Below are 15,411 nucleotides of genomic sequence, written 5' to 3'. Positions count from 1 at the left end.
CTTTGATCGCTTCCACCGCTACCTTGGCCTTGAGTGTCCCATCATACCGCTTCCGCTCTCTTTTCATCGCTCGCTCCTCCGAGGCGGCAGCGATTTTACACCTTAATCACCTGTCCAGTTTTTGGGGTACACCATAATCATTGAAGTGGCGGGAAATATCCGCCTCCAACTCTGAAGCCGACTGGTACCGTCGCGTTCGATCCTTGTCCATCGCTTTCATGGTGATCCAATCCAGATCACCCTGAATCTGCCTTTGCAGGGATACGACGTCGGTTCGCCTTCGATCTGCAATCTGCTTTGCTTCGTTCCCCAGGCTGGAAAGCCTTTTGGTCGGAGTAGGAGGTTCCTCCTCGCGGATGATCCTGCGCATTTCGTCATAGGCGGCCTTGCGCAGTCTCTTTCGGTCGAACGGCAGTGCCCCGACCAACAACTCATACATCATCACTCCGAGCGAATAGACATCTGTCGTCGTATCCACATCTAGCCCAGACATTTCGGCCTGCTCGGGGCTCATATACTCCGGGGTTCCAACTAAATGTCCATGCTGAGTAAAAAGGGTTTTTTCCGTCAACCGCTGGTTCGTAGCCTTTGCGACGCCAAAGTCAATTATCTTTGCCACGGGCCTGCCATCCAAGATGGTGACGAGTACGTTGGATGGTTTGATGTCGCGGTGAATAATCCCTTTTTGGTGAGCATGCTGAATGGCCTGGCAGACGGGAATGAAGAGCTCGAGTCTCTGCCTGGTGTTCAGCCTGAGATTGTCGCAGTACTCGGAAATAGAAACTCCTTGAACATATTCCATCACAAAGAACGGGCGCCCAGTTTCGGTAGCGCCTGCGTCAAACACCCGAGCGATATTCTGATGATTCATGAGCGCGAGCGCCTGGCGCTCCGACTCGAAACGCGCCACCACTTCCTTGGTATCCATTCCGAATTTTATGACTTTGATGGCGACTTTACGACGAAGTGGCTTCTTCTGTTCGGCCAGGTAGACGACACCCATTCCACCGTGGCCGAGCGTTTCCAGAATCCTAAATGGTCCGATGCACTTCGGTTGTTCGGTTAACGGTGATCGCTCTTCATCAAATGGATCTGTGGTCTCAGATTTCAATTCCGGAGTTGGACCAGTGGAAGCCGTCAGGATACAATCATTGCACAAGTCATTCTGCAAGGAATCATCCAAGCTTGCCCGGCCGCATTGGCGACATCTGGCATTACCTGACATAATGCCCCGTTGGGATTAGGTAGTCATTGGGCTGCAAAGGACTTCATGTGAGCGGAAAGAGCCGCCTTTTGATTCCTGCGTGCAGCTACGGCACTTCCTATGCTTCCGTATGGTTATTCTTATAATTCGACTCCTGCTTAATGATTCCGAGGAGCCCACAACTCCCAATTTATGACCAAGGATACAGCGATTTCTGGAATTTGCACACATGTTTTTCGTCCGCGAAGACAGGCTGGTTGGGGCGCTGCTGCAGATAAGTTTACAAATTCCACTTGTCTTCCAAGACGGCAAACGCAATCAGTTGTCGGACTCCAAGGCAGGACGAGGCCAGCGGACGAAAAGTTGGATGCTCTATGTAGGCGCACAGGAGGTTGCAGCCGACCGTATCGGCGGTCACAACGCCGCCGTAGTGCCCTGAAGAGCGAAACCTATAGTAGAGGCGCTGGTCTCCGCGCATTACCAGGGATTCGATCTCCTCCGATCGCTTGATCGGATCAAAGGGGCAGGCGGGAACCATCGTGTTATCCCTTCAGCTCCGCCTCTGAGTATCCCATAAATCCGGAGAAAAGCAGCTGCCCACGGCTCCAGCAGCTTCCGATAAAAACAAATTATGTAAACTACGGGGGAAATGCCCCAGTCAGACGATATTTTACTCCCAGAGCCGGGTTCCCGGACAGTGTTTTTGGCGCGGCGGCGCCTGATTGCAAAAAACACTGATACCGGGCCGGAAGAAAAAGAGCCGGTCGTAATCGTAGCCGCAGGCGGGAGGTGACGATGGCAAGGATAACGAAGAAGCGCAAACCGGAAGCGCCTCCGGCATCTCCCTTAGCCGCATTGATGGAAAAGCACCTGGAGGCGCTGCGGGTGCTGAACTACTCGGAATACACGGTAAAGAACCGGCGCGTGCACCTTGGCTTCTTCCTTGCGTGGTGTCACGATCGCGGCATCACGGAGCCCACGGAGGTCACACGGCCCATCCTGGAGCATTATCAGAGATACCTGTTCCATTACCGGCAGAAGAACGGCAATCCGTTGAGCTTCCGGAGCCAGCATACGCGCCTGGTGCCGATCCGGGTTTGGTTCCGGTGGCTGGCGCGCCAGCACCACATCCTGCACAACCCGGCGTCGGAGCTGGAGCTGCCGCGATTGGAACACCGTTTGCCGAAGTCGGTGCTCTCGGTTGGCGAGATCGAGCAGGTGTTGGCCCAGCCGGACATCCGGGATCCCTTGGGACTGCGGGACCGCGCCCTGATGGAGACGCTATATTCGACGGGCATGCGGCGGCGGGAGCTTGCGAATCTAAAGGTCTACGATCTCGACACCGAACGCGGCACGGTGACGATCCGCCAGGGGAAAGGCAAGAAGGACCGGATGATTCCGATCGGCGAACGCGCCGCAGCCTGGATGGAGAAATATATCCGTGAGGCGCGGCCCAAGCTGGTCGTGGAGCCTGACGATCACACGGTGTTTCTTTCGAACGCCGGCGAACCGTTTTGTTTGGATCACTTGAGCGACCTGGTGCGCGAGCACGTGGACGCCGCCAACATCGGCAAGCGCGGCGCCTGCCACATGATCCGCCACACGATGGCCACGTTGATGCTGGATAACGGCGCCGACACTCGCTACATCCAGGAGATGCTTGGGCACGCCGATTTGAAAACAACTCAGATTTACACGCAGGTATCGATCCGGCAGCTGAAGCGGATCCACGCAGCCACGCACCCGGGCGCGTCGCTCGAAAAGAAATCACCCGCGCCGGCCGCCGACAACCCTGGAGACGAGGATGCCTTGCACTCCGCACCAAACCAGGGCCATAAGGATGATGGAGATGAGTAACGCACCAAAGTCTGATCCGCATTGCCTGGGCGACAGCGGCTAGTGCCGCGTCGTTGCCGACTTCCTTCTTTAGCCGCTGCGGGGTGCCGTAAGCGGCTAAACAGGGAAAAACGGTTTGGTGAATGCCTCGGCCAATAGGCATAGTTTGGCATTGCCGATGTCCCGGATTCAGGACATAATGAGACCGTGAAATCAATCGATTTTCACCCGAGAGCGTTGGAGTTTATTCGAGCGCAATCCCGGCCAATCCGGCATCGGCTTGGCGAGGCTTTGAGGGACCTGCAGAAAGGGATCAGTCTTGGGATGCCCCTCAGCCGCCCAATGCCGGTGGTTGCGCCGGGAGTGCGCGAACTCCGCGTGAAAGACGAAGACTCGACGGTACGCGTTTTCTATTTTGCGGCCACCTCGCATGCCATTCTCGTTTTTCACGGCTTTCAGAAAAAAGCGCAGAAGACGCCGGCACGTGAGCTTGATCTGGCGCGGCGGCGGCTGAAGGAGGTCATCAATGCGAAAATCGAGTCCTGAAAAACCCATCAGGGTAAAGACAGCGAAAGAGCTGGGCCAGGTGCTGGGATTGTCGCCGGTCGAGACCGCCGAGATGGAGTTTCGCTCGGAGCTTACCTGCGCCGTGACCAGGATCATCCGCGAAGGAAACCTGACCCATGCGGAGATCGCCAAGCGCGCCGGAACGTCCCGTACGCGCGTGACGGCCATTGCCAATGGCAATACTCAAGGAATGTCGACCGACCTGTTGATCCGGGTTTTGTCGGCCACCGGCCACCGGGCGGAGTTGCGCGTGCGGAAGGCAGCGGCGTGATGGATCAGAATCTGTTACGTGCTATAGAGGCAGGAAGTGAACAACGGAATCAACCTTCTCGACGTTGTGGCTTTGACGGAAGATCTGCCCGATCGTAAGCTCCGCCGCGGACAGGTGGGAACCGTCGTGGAGTTTCTGGCTCCCGGTGTATTCGAAATCGAGTTCACCGACAACGACGGCCGCGCTTTTGCCAGCCTAGCCTTGAAGAAAGAACAACTGCTGCTCCTGCACTATGAGCCGGCCGCCTGACGCAGATTCCGGCCATTCGTTTCAGCACCCAAAACAACCGCACCGATCTTTTTCTTTAGCTGCTACAATAGCCGCAAGCGGCTAAAGAGAAAACCATGGCTACGACGGCGCAGTTAAGCGAAAACTCGCATCCGGGGTTCGCGGGCATAAAAGCAGCCCTGTGTCTGGCCGAGATTGATGCTAACTCGAATTTTGCGTCAGGGATGCAGCCATGCTTACGACGAAACGGCACAGGGTCCCGTTGTAGCGGCAAAGAACGGGATGCCGAGTCGGGACTGGATTACTTCCTTGCAAGATACTACTCAGGAGCGCAGGGGAGGTTCACTTCTCCAGACCCGGAAAACGCCGGTGCGATTCCTGCAGATCCGCAAAGCTGGAATGCGTATGCATACTCCAGAAATAATCCACTTGCATTTACCGATCCGAATGGAAAGCGTTACCGAGTATCGTGGGACGGCGGAAGCTCGGAAGAGATGTCAGATCCGGAGTACGAGGATTACAAGAGCAAGTACATTGATCCGATCGGATATGTAGCAGGAGGAGGAATAATTTATCAAAAGGACGTTAAAGGATTTGTGCGGTTAGGAACTGTACAATACTTGATGAGCGATAAAATGTGGGCGCTGATACATGGAATGGAAATGGCAAAGCCCACTGTCGATGCTTTGGCCATCGGCACCGGTATCATCACCGGTGGTATTGCGGCGCTGGAATTCATTGCTGGCGGAACGGCGCTGACCACGCTCTCGATTCCGGCGGCAACATTGCCGCCACTCGTTTCGAATCCCACCCTTCAGAGTATCGTGAACAAGCTGTTTCAGGTAACGGACAAGTTGCCAGGAGGCACCGCTGGCGCCGTACGGTACGAGCTTGCAACCGGAGATCTCATGTCGCCGTCAGGTCACTCCCGAAAGGCACAAGATGTGATCGTTGCCTTGACGAATCTCCTGAAGGGCGGAAGGCTGTCGTATAACGATCAAATCGTTTCCAGGCAGATTATTCAAGAGCTGAGCGATGCCCTCAAGACACAGCCAAGGAGGTAGCACTTTGGCGAACCTGCGGTACAGCGCATTCGTTGACTCGCTTCTGGCAGCCGTTCCGGAGATCAAACGGCGGCACGATGCACTCCAGGAGGACATAGGGCCGGACATACTTCCGTATCCAACTGTCGAACTCGTACTCGAACCCTTCGTGAAGGATCTTCTGAAGGCCAATCCCGATATCGAGCTAGTGCGGAGGGTCTTCGCTTTCTTTGAAGAAATGGCGAAGGCACAGGACGTGGAGGTGGTGAATCTGTTGCACGTCGGCATCTTCGAACCGTGGGCGGCTGACCCGGAAACGCTTGCTCGCGCGTGGAAGTACATGGGAGAGAGAACCAGGCAGATCGCCAGCGATGCGGCACTCCGGTTGAATCGGGGAGAGAACCTGCCTCGGGTTTCGCGTCGCTGATGCAATAGAAAGGATAGGAGGGATTGGTTGCCTAATGTTCTCAGCTTACTCTGAGCGCGCACCTCTGCAGGCAGATCCCTCAGCTGCTGATAAGATGAAATATGTAAACTTTGGGGCTTTTGCCCCTCCCAAGCAGGATTCTACATCCGAATTGGGTTCCAGCGTCCGGTTTTTGACGCGCCAGTACCTGATTGCAGGGCGGATTAGCAGCCTCGCTCAGCCACTTGGGCGCAGGTACACCTAATGGCAGCCGTGGCCGGCAAAACGCGTTAAAACGAAAATAGAGGGCCCAAAATCGCGGGCAAGCCCGCTTTTCAGGCCCTCTGTTATGCTTATCATTATTTAATCGAAAGACTTACCGTCGTCAGTCCCCGATCCGCCGATCCCGCCCGATCCGCCGATCCGCACAGCTAGAATTCGTAGCGCAGGCCGAACTGCATGACCCGCGGCTGCGTGAGCGTGTCGCTGTATTTGCCGAAATTCGCCTGGCTGCCGAGATTGACCGACACTGCGCCCACATCGAAACGCGCGGTGTTGGTGAGGTTAAAGGTTTCCCATCGGAACTGGAGTGAGTGCTTTTCCGAATAAGGCATACGGAAGCGCTTGCCAATGCTGACATCGATAGTGAAATAGCCGTCTCCGCGGAGAATATTGCGGTTGCCCAATTCGCCGGGCAAGGTGAAGTCGAAGGCTGCAACTGCCGCCTTGGGATCGGCGAACAGATTTGGCCCGCTCGCTCCGGAAACCGATGGAGCATTTTTGGTGGTTTGCATTCCGGGAATCGCGGCGATCATCGTGGCCCAACCCTGCCACTGGTAGTTTGTCGGCCAGTTGCTGCCGTCCCGAACGCTGATAGGCAATCCGCTCGACTGCCGGTAAAGGCCGCTGATCTGCCAGCCGCCCAGCAGGACTTCGAGGACGCCGCCCTGGTTCAGAAAGCGGTGGCCTGTTCCCACCGGCAATTCCCAAACGCCGTTCAGGTTCCACTGGTGAGTCATGTCGTAGTCGGAAACGGCCTTGTGCTGTCCCGGCACCCAAGGATTGGTGATAAATCCATAAGTGGAGCCGGTTCCATCGCTTTCCGCACGCGAGGTGAGGTCAATGGATTTTGACCATGTGAAGTTAAAGGTGAATTCCAACCCTTTCGAAAAGCGCTGGCGGGCGGTCCACTGCATGGCATGATAATTCCCGCCGGCGATCGAACGCCAGGCGGTAAAGGACGCGAATTGGGGATTGTATAAGGCGTAGGCGCCCAACCGGCTGCATGTGGGCCTGCATTGGCTGTCCAGCTTTTCGAGTGCCGAAGCGGTGTCGGTCGGATATGCAACGAATTGAGTATACACAGCCTGGGTTGCGCTGAGCGTTGGGGTCGCCGCCGCCGGCCACAGGTTTTCCCAAAAACTGACCTTCGGCACATTCGCCTGGGGCGTTTTCGCCCTTGCCAGCTTCGTAAGGATGGTGGCTGCTTCCCAGTAAGTCATTCCCGAATCCGGATCGATCAGGTTGACGGGAGTAGCAACATCCACTTGCGCCAGCGAACGGCGTGAGAGGCGTCCCACGTAAGAGCCCTGGATGAAGAGGCCGTTCTTGAATTCTCGGCCGAGGCTGAAGTTCAGGTTCATTGTGTAGGCGGGCCGGACCTGCGAATCGATATTGCTGGCGGCTCCCCCATAGGTGAAGATGTTTGGGGCCACAATCGGGAAGGTCTGCTTGGGCGCGGCCGGAACGATAACGGAAGGAACGTTGTTCCATCCGGTCCAGCGCGGACCCGTGGCCTCGTCAAACTGGCTGCCCGCGGTCTGCACGCTGGTTTGCAGCCCCTGTCCTCCGGCGTCAGCGCGCATGATCAGCGTGTTTCCGAGGTTCTCGTAATACATCCCCCAGCCGGCGCGAATCGACGTTGCCCCGGGCCCGCCAAAGATTTTGCCGAGGATTCCGCCCGTGCCCCGAGGAGAGTAAGCCACGCCGAGGCGGGGAGCGAACTCCTTTTTATAAAACTTATACAACGATGAGCCGCCGGGTGAGTTCGTCGGGATGTAGCTGAGTGGAGTCACCGCCGAGTCGGACTTGCCCTGATCGGCCAGCGCGCCCCGGGCGTCGAACCAGGAGCCGAGTGAGGGACTGAGTGAGATTTGCAGGCCATCGCGTTCGTGGATGGGAGGCGCCAACTCCCAGCGCAAACCGGCCGAGAGGCTAAGCCCGGGATTCACGCGCCAGGTGTCCTGCAAATACAGGCTGTAGTCCCGAAGAATGAAGTTGCGCACTACGGGTGCGCCGACCGGTTGCACGTTGCCCGCCAGGTCGTAGTTGTAATGCGCCGTGCCGGTGGAGATGACGCCGAGCAGGTTCACCACCTGCGCACGGTATACGTCGGTGCCCTTGCTGTTGATATCGGCGGGGTCTTCGAGTTTGCCCGCTCCGTTCAGCCGCGTAGCGCGCACCTGGGCATAATGGAAGGAATTGTCATAGTTGCTCCGTTCGTTGGTCATCGAGCGGAGCGCAACGCCAAACTGGATGTTGTGCGCCCCCCTGTTCCAGGAAAAGTCCGCGGCCAGGGTATGGATGGGCAGGATGCGCACGGCCGGGGTCGTCATTCCATAGCGGTCGTCAAGATTTAGGAAGTTCACGTAGGAAGCAGTCTGCGTTCCGCTCGATTCCACACCCTGACGGGTAAATCCATAGCGGAAGCTGGCGATCAGACTCGGGCTGATCAGCAGATTGTATCCGGCAGCCAGGCCCTTGCTATTGTTGAGGTTCACGCTGTTGGAGGGCTGATCGGGATATTGTGGCAGCGAGAGACTGCGATCGTTCTGCAGGTTTCCACGCACGAAAAAGGTGTGCCGGCCCGACTCGTCCGGGCTGTAATCCAGGCGGGCGATGTAGGTGTTCCAGCGCAACGGCAGCGGGGCGATGAAGCGGTAACCCGTGGTGTTGTAGCCGTCGCCGGCCGTCGTGGTGTTCGGTTGCGGGTAGGTCTTCAGGAGACTCATCACCGCCTGGTTCGGCCCGATGTGCAGCGGATCGAGCGCCGTAATGTCCGCCGGCAGCAGTGTGCCGATGGTATTGTCCTTCTTCAGATAATGCATGATGCCGTTGCGGAAGTCGGCTGTCGGCACCGTGCGCGTGACTGAGCCTTCCTTAGCGTCGCGCCGCCCCTCGAAGTTCATGAAATAGAACAAGTGATTCTTCTGGATCGGCCCGCCCACCGCCGTGCCGAAGGTATTGCGCAGCAGCTTGGGTTTGGGCAGATTGGCCAGATTATTAAAGAAAGAGTTCGCCGTCGTCACCGTGTTGCGGTGGAATTCATAGGCCGAGCCGTGGATCTCGTTGGTTCCGGACTTGGTCACCAGCGCAATCTGCGCGCCGGAACCGTGCCCTTGATCGGCGTTTGCGTTTGTCGTCGTGACCCGGAATTCCTGCACCGAATCGAGTGTCACACGCAGCACCGAAGTAAATGCCGATCGGTTTTGCTGATCGTTTACGTCCACGCCGTCGAGGGTTACGTTGGCCTGATCGCTCTTTCCGCCGTTTACCGACCCGTTCTTCGAAGTGCCGTTGTTCTCGCCGACGAACGCGACCCCGGGTTGCAGCGCCAGCAATCCCACTACGTTGCGTGCCTCCAGCGGCAATTGCAGGATCGGGCGCGTTCCGTAAGCGTTACCGATGGAGGCGTCCGTGGTGTTCACCTGCGCGGCTTCCGCAGTGACCTCGATCGTTTGCGTCAGCGTCCCGATCTTAAGCGCAAGGTTAACTGTCGTCGGCGTGTTTACCAGCAGGGCAACGTCGTTGATCACAAGATCGGAGAAACCTTGCGCCTTGGCGCGGATCCGGTAGTTGCCCGGAGACACCTGCGCGAAGGAATAACGGCCCGCCTCATCAGATGTCGTCTGGCGCGTAGCCTGCGTGTTCAGGTTCACCAGCACAATCGCGGCTTTGGGCACAACCGAGCCTGAAGGATCTGTGACGATGCCGTTGAGCGAAGTGAGCGACTGCGCAAGCAGCGCTGCGCCAAAAAAGAGGAAGCATAACAGACCGGAAAGACGATGAGTCATCATAACTCTCGGATCCTTTCTTGTGGCATTTGTGAAAGAGCAGGATGAGTGCAGCTATATCACCGGATTCAGTCGCTGTCAACGGTCACCTGAAACTGGAGTGAGGAAGGACACCACCGATGAGCCGGTTGCCGAAATTCACGCTGACGCATAACAAAGGGAAAGACCGCTGAGATCCAGAGAACAACGCCACCAGCCGCTTCGCAACGAAGCAAGACGCCACAAAGGGGCGGCGTCCCCTTCTTCTCCAGCATCATGACCATCTGATTGACCGACGGCGGTGAGACCAGCAGCGCCGCCGCGACGCGAGGCAACCTTTACAGGGTACTGGTGCCTATCGCTTGCGTGGCACCAGATGCCACCCTGGCACAGCGCTGCCCACGGCTCCAGCAGCTTCCGATAAAAACAAATTATGTAAACTACGGGGGAAATGCCCCAGTCAGACGATATTTTACTCCCAGAGCCGGGTTCCCGGACAGTGTTTTTGGCGCGGCGGCGCCTGATTGCAAAAACCACCTGGTTTTGACGTCGCAAGGGGCAGCCTACCTGTATGACGCCAACGGGCGCCGGTTCCGCACGAACGATGGATCTGTGGTAAACTATGTCTATTCCTACACGGGCCAGTTGCTGATGGAAGACAGGATAACGGAGTCGACCTGGAACAATTACATCTATTTCAATGGCCAGATGGTGGCGATCCATCAACAGGACGACCACTTCCGACTGCTGTTCAAGGATCATCTGGGGAACACGAGGTCGGTTTTGAAGGTGCATCTGCCTGAATCGAACTGGCAGTACAACTGGACGCTGGTTGAGACGGCGGATTTTTTGCCCTACGGTATGCAGTATCGGGGCTATTTGTGGGATACGCCGGCGACGGGCTATATGTATGAAGGCAAGAGCAGAGATGGCGGCTTGGATTACTTTGGTGCCAGGCACTACGACGGCAGCTCGCTTGACACTGCCTCTCCGCGCTGGATCTCCCCGGACCCGCTCACGACGCGCATCTACGATCCGCCGTCTCTGAACAAGTATACTTACGTCAGAAACGACCCGGTGAATCTGGTCGACCCTGACGGGCGTGCCCCAGAAGCGCCCCTCGATTGGATGCCCGATTGGGTTGATTATGTTGACATATCCTTACCGCCTCATATGGACGACTTTAACCTGGCATTTGAGGTAGGGGGTAACGAGGTTGTTGGTGAGGTAGACTGTAACGACAGCGATATAAAGATGGTGGAGGTGTCGTCATTCTCGAAAGATGAAGCTCCAGTCTACTCCTTTGCCAGGATTTTGAGTGAGCTGCTTGATAGCGACTCTCAGTGTCTTTCCGCGCTTAGTAACACAGCCAAGAATGCTGACGGAACGATAAGACAAATCGATGCGAAAGCAATACTGCAAGAAGCAGTCGATAAAAGCGCGATAGGTGTAGGCACTTTGACTGTATATACTATCCGAAACGGGAAAAAGGTAAGATGCAGAAACAAGGCGGTCAATGCGGCCGTCTCGGTTGATGGAGGGATTCCCGAAGGCCAATACGCATCAATCATGATTGCCACGAACGGGACTTGGTTCAGCGCGAACACAACAAATAAATCGCGCGGACTGACGATATTGCACGAGCTAGGGCATGTCACCTATAGGTTGAACAGCGATGGGCAAAGTGACTCCGCCTCACAAGCTAACGACGATTATGTGAAACAAAATTGCAGTCGATTATTGAATTTTTTGAGATGAGGCTATGCAAATGATGCCGACACTATACTTTCTACTCCTGATGATGCCGGTCATTTCGACCGTCGGATCACATCCCTGGTCCTCGCCAGTCGTCTCACAGGTATCTTCTACTTCCGACATCAGAATTTTACGAATGGAGAGCCCAATGTACCCGCGTCTGGCCAGGCTGGCTAAGTTGCAGGGCAAACTCACACTCGTTGTGGAAGCCGCCTCAGATGGCCGAATTGTAGGGGTGCGACGGATTTCATTCGATCCGCCGACGACTGATCGGATGGTTGAAATCCTCTGGGAATATGTGGAGGTTTTCTTGAAGGAGAAATGGAGGTTGGGACTCTGTCATAAGTCAGATCAGACCGCTGTTTCTACGGCCACGATACCCATGGAATTCTCGTTTAAGCTGACGAAGCTGCCGGAGAAGCAGAGCGATTGCGAAGGACCAGCCCATGTGGTGATTGAATGTGACACCGTATTAAAAGTGACGTGTTATGGCTGGAGTCCAAGGTCGATTATAAACTGATGTTTTCAGAAGGGTGGTTCGAAACAAACCGCCCCTTTTTTGGATGGCTGGCCCACGATGCGTGCCCATGGTGGGAATGTGATGGCGTAATTTACGCTTGCGAAGCAGGATGTTGGTGATTTTAGGCAGATCCCGCCGATGAGTGATATCCGTGCCAACCGGAATTAACACTCGCAATAGGGGCTGCTGTGCGTTTTTGAGAATTGAAAGGCTCCATTTTGCATTTCCTAGCTTTTCCGGTGGCCAACGTGACGAGGCCCTGGGAATTGCCCTCTGAAAAGCCCCAGGATCGACGACCTCCGGAAGGTCCATATCTGGCTACCCTCCCAGTCAGCATGGCGGCCGGTTTTCATATTTTTTGGGCAGGGATTCAGCGGGAGGCAGCAGTGCCTCTGAGCTTCGTGGTGTCGGTTTACCTGATTGAGGCAGAACGCCAAGTTGTTGTTCAAAAAATACCAGGTCTCATTTGACTCTTGCTGAAAATCGAAAGCTCTCAGATATGTCTCCAGCGCATGGCGATAGTCGTTTGCTTGTTCCAGCACCTGTCCCATGACCAGAAGGCACCTCGCCTTCTCGTCCGAGGTGTCCGCGCGGGAGAGGATCTTGTCGATGTAGGCACAAGCTGTTTTGAAGTGGCAGTTTTCGGCGCATTCGCATGCAAGTGCCTGGAGCATCTCCTTGATATTCTCTTCGCTCTCCGAGTTATTGACGAGGATCAAGAAGATCCTGTTGGCATCTTTTATGGAGACAAGTTCGCCCCCAGGGGTGATGAATCCATCAAATTCTTCCGCTTGGCTCATGACGGTGTCTTTCCTTTCGGATCGTCTGGTTTCTCGCCGGGCTGCGATTCCTGTGGTGCAGAGCCGGTATTCTGCTTGGAGCGCGGCACGAAGCTGATCGTCCAGCCCTGTAGGTAAATCGGGTCGTCCGGTGGAGCTTCCTTAATCCCGTACCATCGGATATCTGCCTCAATAATCGCGTCGATTTCCTCCTTATTCAAAGGCGCATCAGGGATGAGCCTCCTCGATGGCGGCAGGGATTCCAATGCTGGTTCCCCCGGTTCCTGTTTTTTGCCAAATACCTGAAAGATCTGCTCCAGAAGTTGTTCCTCAATTTTGTCCTTAGGATCATTTTTGGCGTCTGACATTTTCTTGTCCTTTTGAAAGTTGGTTTGGACTTCTGCGATGGGCCGTAGCTCGTTGGCGACAGCCCGTTCTCCAGAATCGAGTAGGAGCCAACAGGCGGTGAAGGTGTCGCGGTAAAATGCGGCTGGTCGGCATGGCTCCGACTTTGTTCCCAGCACGGTGCCCTGAACGATTCGGTCCCCTGAACAACCGGCTACGCGATGGCCCACTCGGAGCTGCCAATCAGGGGGTGCGTGTTTACTGACAAGCTGCGCTACCGTGCGCTCGGTGATGCCACCAGACTGTTCGTTGTGCAGCAGGAGTCGGTAAATGGCCAGTTCGTCGCTCGGGGATCGTCGTTTGAAAACCAACAATCTTCCCTTTGGGCGTTGTGCTTCAGGCTCGGATGCGCCATTGGCAGCGTTGCTGCCACTACCACCTGCTTCAGAAACAGCTCGATCATCCACATCCTGGTTATCCATGATCAGCCTCCCAAAAGCCCGCTGTCGGCGAAGGAGAAGAATGCCTCCTGGCCAACAACAACGTGGTCCAGAACTCGAATGCCCAGGATTTTCCCGGCCTCGGCGAGCCGCGAGGTGCAATTGCGATCCTCCTGGCTCGGCTCGCAACATCCTGATGGGTGGTTGTGTAGACAGATAATGGAGGCACTATTGCAGATTATGGCAGCTTTGAAGACCTGGGAGGGGACCACGATCGCGCTGCTGAGACTGCCCTGGGACACCAGGTTCACGCCGATCAGTTGATTCTTACTGTCGAGCATAAGGATATGAAATTCCTCCCGGTCTGCGTCCGCATAAAGTTCTTCCTGCGCGAAGGTAAATACTTCGTGGGAACCGCTGAAGCGCTTCCAGGTGGACTGAAGCGAGCCGTCGCGGATGAGGGACAGTCGCTGTCGGGGGATGCGGTAGGTTCTTGCAGATTGTTGCTGTGGATTCTCGGTGTTGTGCATCGATGCATGCTCCTTTTGGTTGAGGTCACATGCATCAGGCCAAAAAGAAAACCCGCCCAAGCATCAGGGCGGTGTCTTTTCGGGGAGATTTGGTTTCAGGATCTCGGTCCTGACACATCGGGGCTTGCCACCCCCGGCACCTTGGCTTTCTCCCTGCCAGGTTGCCAGATCCAGCGACTGCCAGATCGTTCCTGATGCACTAATATTATCGTCCGAATCGGAAAAACGATCAATCACAATCCGGTCCAGCGAGCTGTTACTTCACACAAAAATCCCGATTGTTCAATCGATGAAATAGCTGGTGGGCTTGCGGTAGAGCTGAGCCAGATGCGGCAGCTCGACAGGATCGATCCGCCTTTCCCCAATCTCGAACTTGGATACAAACGATTGCGGCTTCTTCAGGTGCTTGGCAACCTCAACCTGGTTGAAATCTGCCTATGGATAAGAAGTACAAGCTGCCGAATTTCCCGCCCGCCTCCCAGTGAGGGTGCTGCCCACGGCTCCAGCAGCTTCCGATAAAAACAAATTATGTAAACTAATCTGGCGCACCAAGGCGAAAGTCACAAAAAAGGGCACCGAACTTCCAGCCGGAAGTTTCCTGGTGAAGAACTCGCCGGAGGTCATGAAAGCATTGCCCGCGCTGCTCGAGAAGTATCACCTCGCCGTTCTCGACGTCGATGATGTTGCGGATGTCGCCAAAGCTCCCGTGAAGTTCCATCGCGTCGCACTGTATCAGAGTTGGCGCGCCAATATGGATGAAGGTTGGACGCGCTACGTCCTCGACGATATGAGCATTCCATACAAGACGATTCACAACGACGACATCAAAGGTACCAAGGACAAGAAGCCCGACCTGCGGGCCGATTTTGACGTCATCGTCTTTGCCGACGAGAGTGCGAATGTAATCAAGGGCACTCCCCCCGGCGGCGGCCGGGGGGCGGGAGCCGAGCCGGCGACGGCGCGCCGGCCGGAACCCAAGATGCCGCCGGAGTATGAAGGAGGCATCGGACCGGAAGGAGTAGCCAATCTGAAGACGTTTGTCGAGATGGGCGGCATCCTCATAACCCTCAACAACGCATCCGAGTTGGCGATGAACGATCTCGAAGCGCCGGCGCGCAACGTCCTTCAGGGCGTCGATCGGACACGCTTCTTCTGCCCGACCTCGATCCTCAAGATCCTGGTGGACAACGAGACGCCGATCGGCTACGGCATGCCGAAGGAAACGGCGGCCATGTTCGCGAACTGCCCCGCGTTTGAGACGCTCATGCCGCCCTATGATTGGGACCGGAAGGTGGTGGTCGCGGTAGGGATACCGGTCACCCGGCACCCCCCGCACAGATCCGTACGGGCGCTGCTAGCGCATACGGCTCCTACCTCGGATGTCTGGCGTCAAACCTCACTTGCGGGAAAGGGTGAAGTATACGGGGGTGGGGCA

Annotated in this window: 15 protein-coding genes and 1 riboswitch; of the genes, 9 read left to right on the top strand and 6 right to left on the bottom strand. The window is 56.0% G+C overall.

Features of this window, described 5'->3' with window-relative positions; all coding sequences use genetic code 11:
- Positions 1–106: 106 nt before the first annotated feature.
- Together LAP85_29005 and LAP85_29000 are read right to left on the bottom strand one after the other, a co-directional pair.
- Entirely contained in the window at positions 107–1,225 is a 1,119-nt protein-coding gene (locus LAP85_29005) for a serine/threonine protein kinase (protein ID MBZ5500453.1), read from the bottom strand.
- Positions 1,226–1,484: 259 nt separating this feature from the next.
- Positions 1,485–1,742, bottom strand: coding sequence for a hypothetical protein (locus LAP85_29000; protein ID MBZ5500452.1), 258 nt, complete (start codon positions 1,740–1,742; stop codon positions 1,485–1,487).
- A gap of 257 nt (positions 1,743–1,999) precedes the next feature.
- Here LAP85_29000 and xerC point away from each other — a divergent pair, with 257 nt between their 5' ends.
- The 6 genes from xerC to LAP85_28970 all read left to right on the top strand — a co-directional run bounded on the left by xerC (position 2,000) and on the right by LAP85_28970 (position 5,576).
- Entirely contained in the window at positions 2,000–3,061 is a 1,062-nt protein-coding gene (xerC, locus tag LAP85_28995) for a site-specific tyrosine recombinase XerC (GenBank protein MBZ5500451.1), read from the top strand.
- 186 nt (positions 3,062–3,247) lie between these two features.
- Complete coding sequence (locus LAP85_28990; protein ID MBZ5500450.1) at positions 3,248–3,586, top strand: type II toxin-antitoxin system RelE/ParE family toxin; 339 nt, start codon at positions 3,248–3,250, stop codon at positions 3,584–3,586.
- Complete coding sequence (locus LAP85_28985; protein ID MBZ5500449.1) at positions 3,567–3,878, top strand: helix-turn-helix domain-containing protein; 312 nt, start codon at positions 3,567–3,569, stop codon at positions 3,876–3,878. The genes LAP85_28990 and LAP85_28985 overlap by 20 nt, the downstream gene beginning before the upstream one ends.
- A gap of 36 nt (positions 3,879–3,914) precedes the next feature.
- Entirely contained in the window at positions 3,915–4,127 is a 213-nt protein-coding gene (locus LAP85_28980; GenBank protein ID MBZ5500448.1) for a DUF4926 domain-containing protein, read from the top strand.
- Positions 4,128–4,222: 95 nt separating this feature from the next.
- On the top strand, positions 4,223–5,170 hold the full coding sequence (locus LAP85_28975; protein ID MBZ5500447.1) for an RHS repeat-associated core domain-containing protein: 948 nt from the start codon (positions 4,223–4,225) through the stop codon (positions 5,168–5,170).
- 4 nt (positions 5,171–5,174) lie between these two features.
- Positions 5,175–5,576 (top strand): hypothetical protein, encoded by a 402-nt coding sequence (locus LAP85_28970; protein ID MBZ5500446.1) that lies wholly within the window; start codon positions 5,175–5,177, stop codon positions 5,574–5,576.
- Positions 5,577–5,986: 410 nt separating this feature from the next.
- On the opposite strand, the gene LAP85_28965 is transcribed toward LAP85_28970, so the two are convergent.
- On the bottom strand, positions 5,987–9,631 hold the full coding sequence (locus LAP85_28965; protein MBZ5500445.1) for a TonB-dependent receptor: 3,645 nt from the start codon (positions 9,629–9,631) through the stop codon (positions 5,987–5,989).
- A gap of 264 nt (positions 9,632–9,895) precedes the next feature.
- Here LAP85_28965 and LAP85_28960 point away from each other — a divergent pair, with 264 nt between their 5' ends.
- Together LAP85_28960 and LAP85_28955 are read left to right on the top strand one after the other, a co-directional pair.
- Complete coding sequence (locus tag LAP85_28960; protein ID MBZ5500444.1) at positions 9,896–11,365, top strand: RHS repeat-associated core domain-containing protein; 1,470 nt, start codon at positions 9,896–9,898, stop codon at positions 11,363–11,365.
- Positions 11,366–11,510: 145 nt separating this feature from the next.
- The gene (locus LAP85_28955) at positions 11,511–11,882 is read left to right on the top strand and encodes an energy transducer TonB (protein MBZ5500443.1); all 372 of its coding nucleotides are present in this window, start codon (positions 11,511–11,513) and stop codon (positions 11,880–11,882) included.
- Positions 11,883–12,109: 227 nt separating this feature from the next.
- On the opposite strand, the gene LAP85_28950 is transcribed toward LAP85_28955, so the two are convergent.
- Genes LAP85_28950 through LAP85_28940 form a run of 3 tightly spaced genes read right to left on the bottom strand, consistent with a single transcriptional unit; the run spans position 12,110 to position 13,976 of the window.
- Complete coding sequence (locus LAP85_28950) at positions 12,110–12,682, bottom strand: tetratricopeptide repeat protein (GenBank protein ID MBZ5500442.1); 573 nt, start codon at positions 12,680–12,682, stop codon at positions 12,110–12,112.
- Positions 12,679–13,488: a hypothetical protein gene (locus tag LAP85_28945; protein MBZ5500441.1), complete on the bottom strand. Its 810-nt coding sequence runs from the start codon at positions 13,486–13,488 to the stop codon at positions 12,679–12,681. Before LAP85_28945 ends, LAP85_28950 begins: the two co-directional genes overlap by 4 nt.
- A gap of 2 nt (positions 13,489–13,490) precedes the next feature.
- Positions 13,491–13,976, bottom strand: coding sequence for a JAB domain-containing protein (locus LAP85_28940; protein ID MBZ5500440.1), 486 nt, complete (start codon positions 13,974–13,976; stop codon positions 13,491–13,493).
- A gap of 79 nt (positions 13,977–14,055) precedes the next feature.
- A riboswitch (SAM riboswitch) is annotated at positions 14,056–14,179 on the bottom strand.
- 419 nt (positions 14,180–14,598) lie between these two features.
- On the opposite strand from LAP85_28940, the gene LAP85_28935 reads away from it, so the two are divergent.
- Positions 14,599–15,411: hypothetical protein (locus tag LAP85_28935; GenBank protein MBZ5500439.1), on the top strand; the 813-nt coding region annotated here is incomplete at its 3' end.

Source organism: Terriglobia bacterium (genome assembly GCA_020072565.1).
Lineage (GTDB): Bacteria > Acidobacteriota > UBA6911 > UBA6911 > UBA6911 > JAFNAG01.
The sequence above is the reverse complement of the archived record's forward strand: the minus strand, read 5'-3'. Positions and strand labels throughout refer to the sequence as shown.

Coding starts and splice junctions, on each gene's coding strand:
- xerC (MBZ5500451.1), top strand. CDS start 2,000: ATGGCAAGGATAACGAAGAAGCGCAAACCGGAAGCGCCTCCGGCATCT.
- LAP85_28940 (MBZ5500440.1), bottom strand. CDS start 13,976: ATGCACAACACCGAGAATCCACAGCAACAATCTGCAAGAACCTACCGC.
- LAP85_28975 (MBZ5500447.1), top strand. CDS start 4,223: ATGGCTACGACGGCGCAGTTAAGCGAAAACTCGCATCCGGGGTTCGCG.
- LAP85_28985 (MBZ5500449.1), top strand. CDS start 3,567: ATGCGAAAATCGAGTCCTGAAAAACCCATCAGGGTAAAGACAGCGAAA.
- LAP85_28965 (MBZ5500445.1), bottom strand. CDS start 9,631: ATGATGACTCATCGTCTTTCCGGTCTGTTATGCTTCCTCTTTTTTGGC.
- LAP85_28945 (MBZ5500441.1), bottom strand. CDS start 13,488: ATGGATAACCAGGATGTGGATGATCGAGCTGTTTCTGAAGCAGGTGGT.
- LAP85_28955 (MBZ5500443.1), top strand. CDS start 11,511: ATGTACCCGCGTCTGGCCAGGCTGGCTAAGTTGCAGGGCAAACTCACA.
- LAP85_29005 (MBZ5500453.1), bottom strand. CDS start 1,225: ATGTCAGGTAATGCCAGATGTCGCCAATGCGGCCGGGCAAGCTTGGAT.
- LAP85_29000 (MBZ5500452.1), bottom strand. CDS start 1,742: ATGGTTCCCGCCTGCCCCTTTGATCCGATCAAGCGATCGGAGGAGATC.
- LAP85_28950 (MBZ5500442.1), bottom strand. CDS start 12,682: ATGAGCCAAGCGGAAGAATTTGATGGATTCATCACCCCTGGGGGCGAA.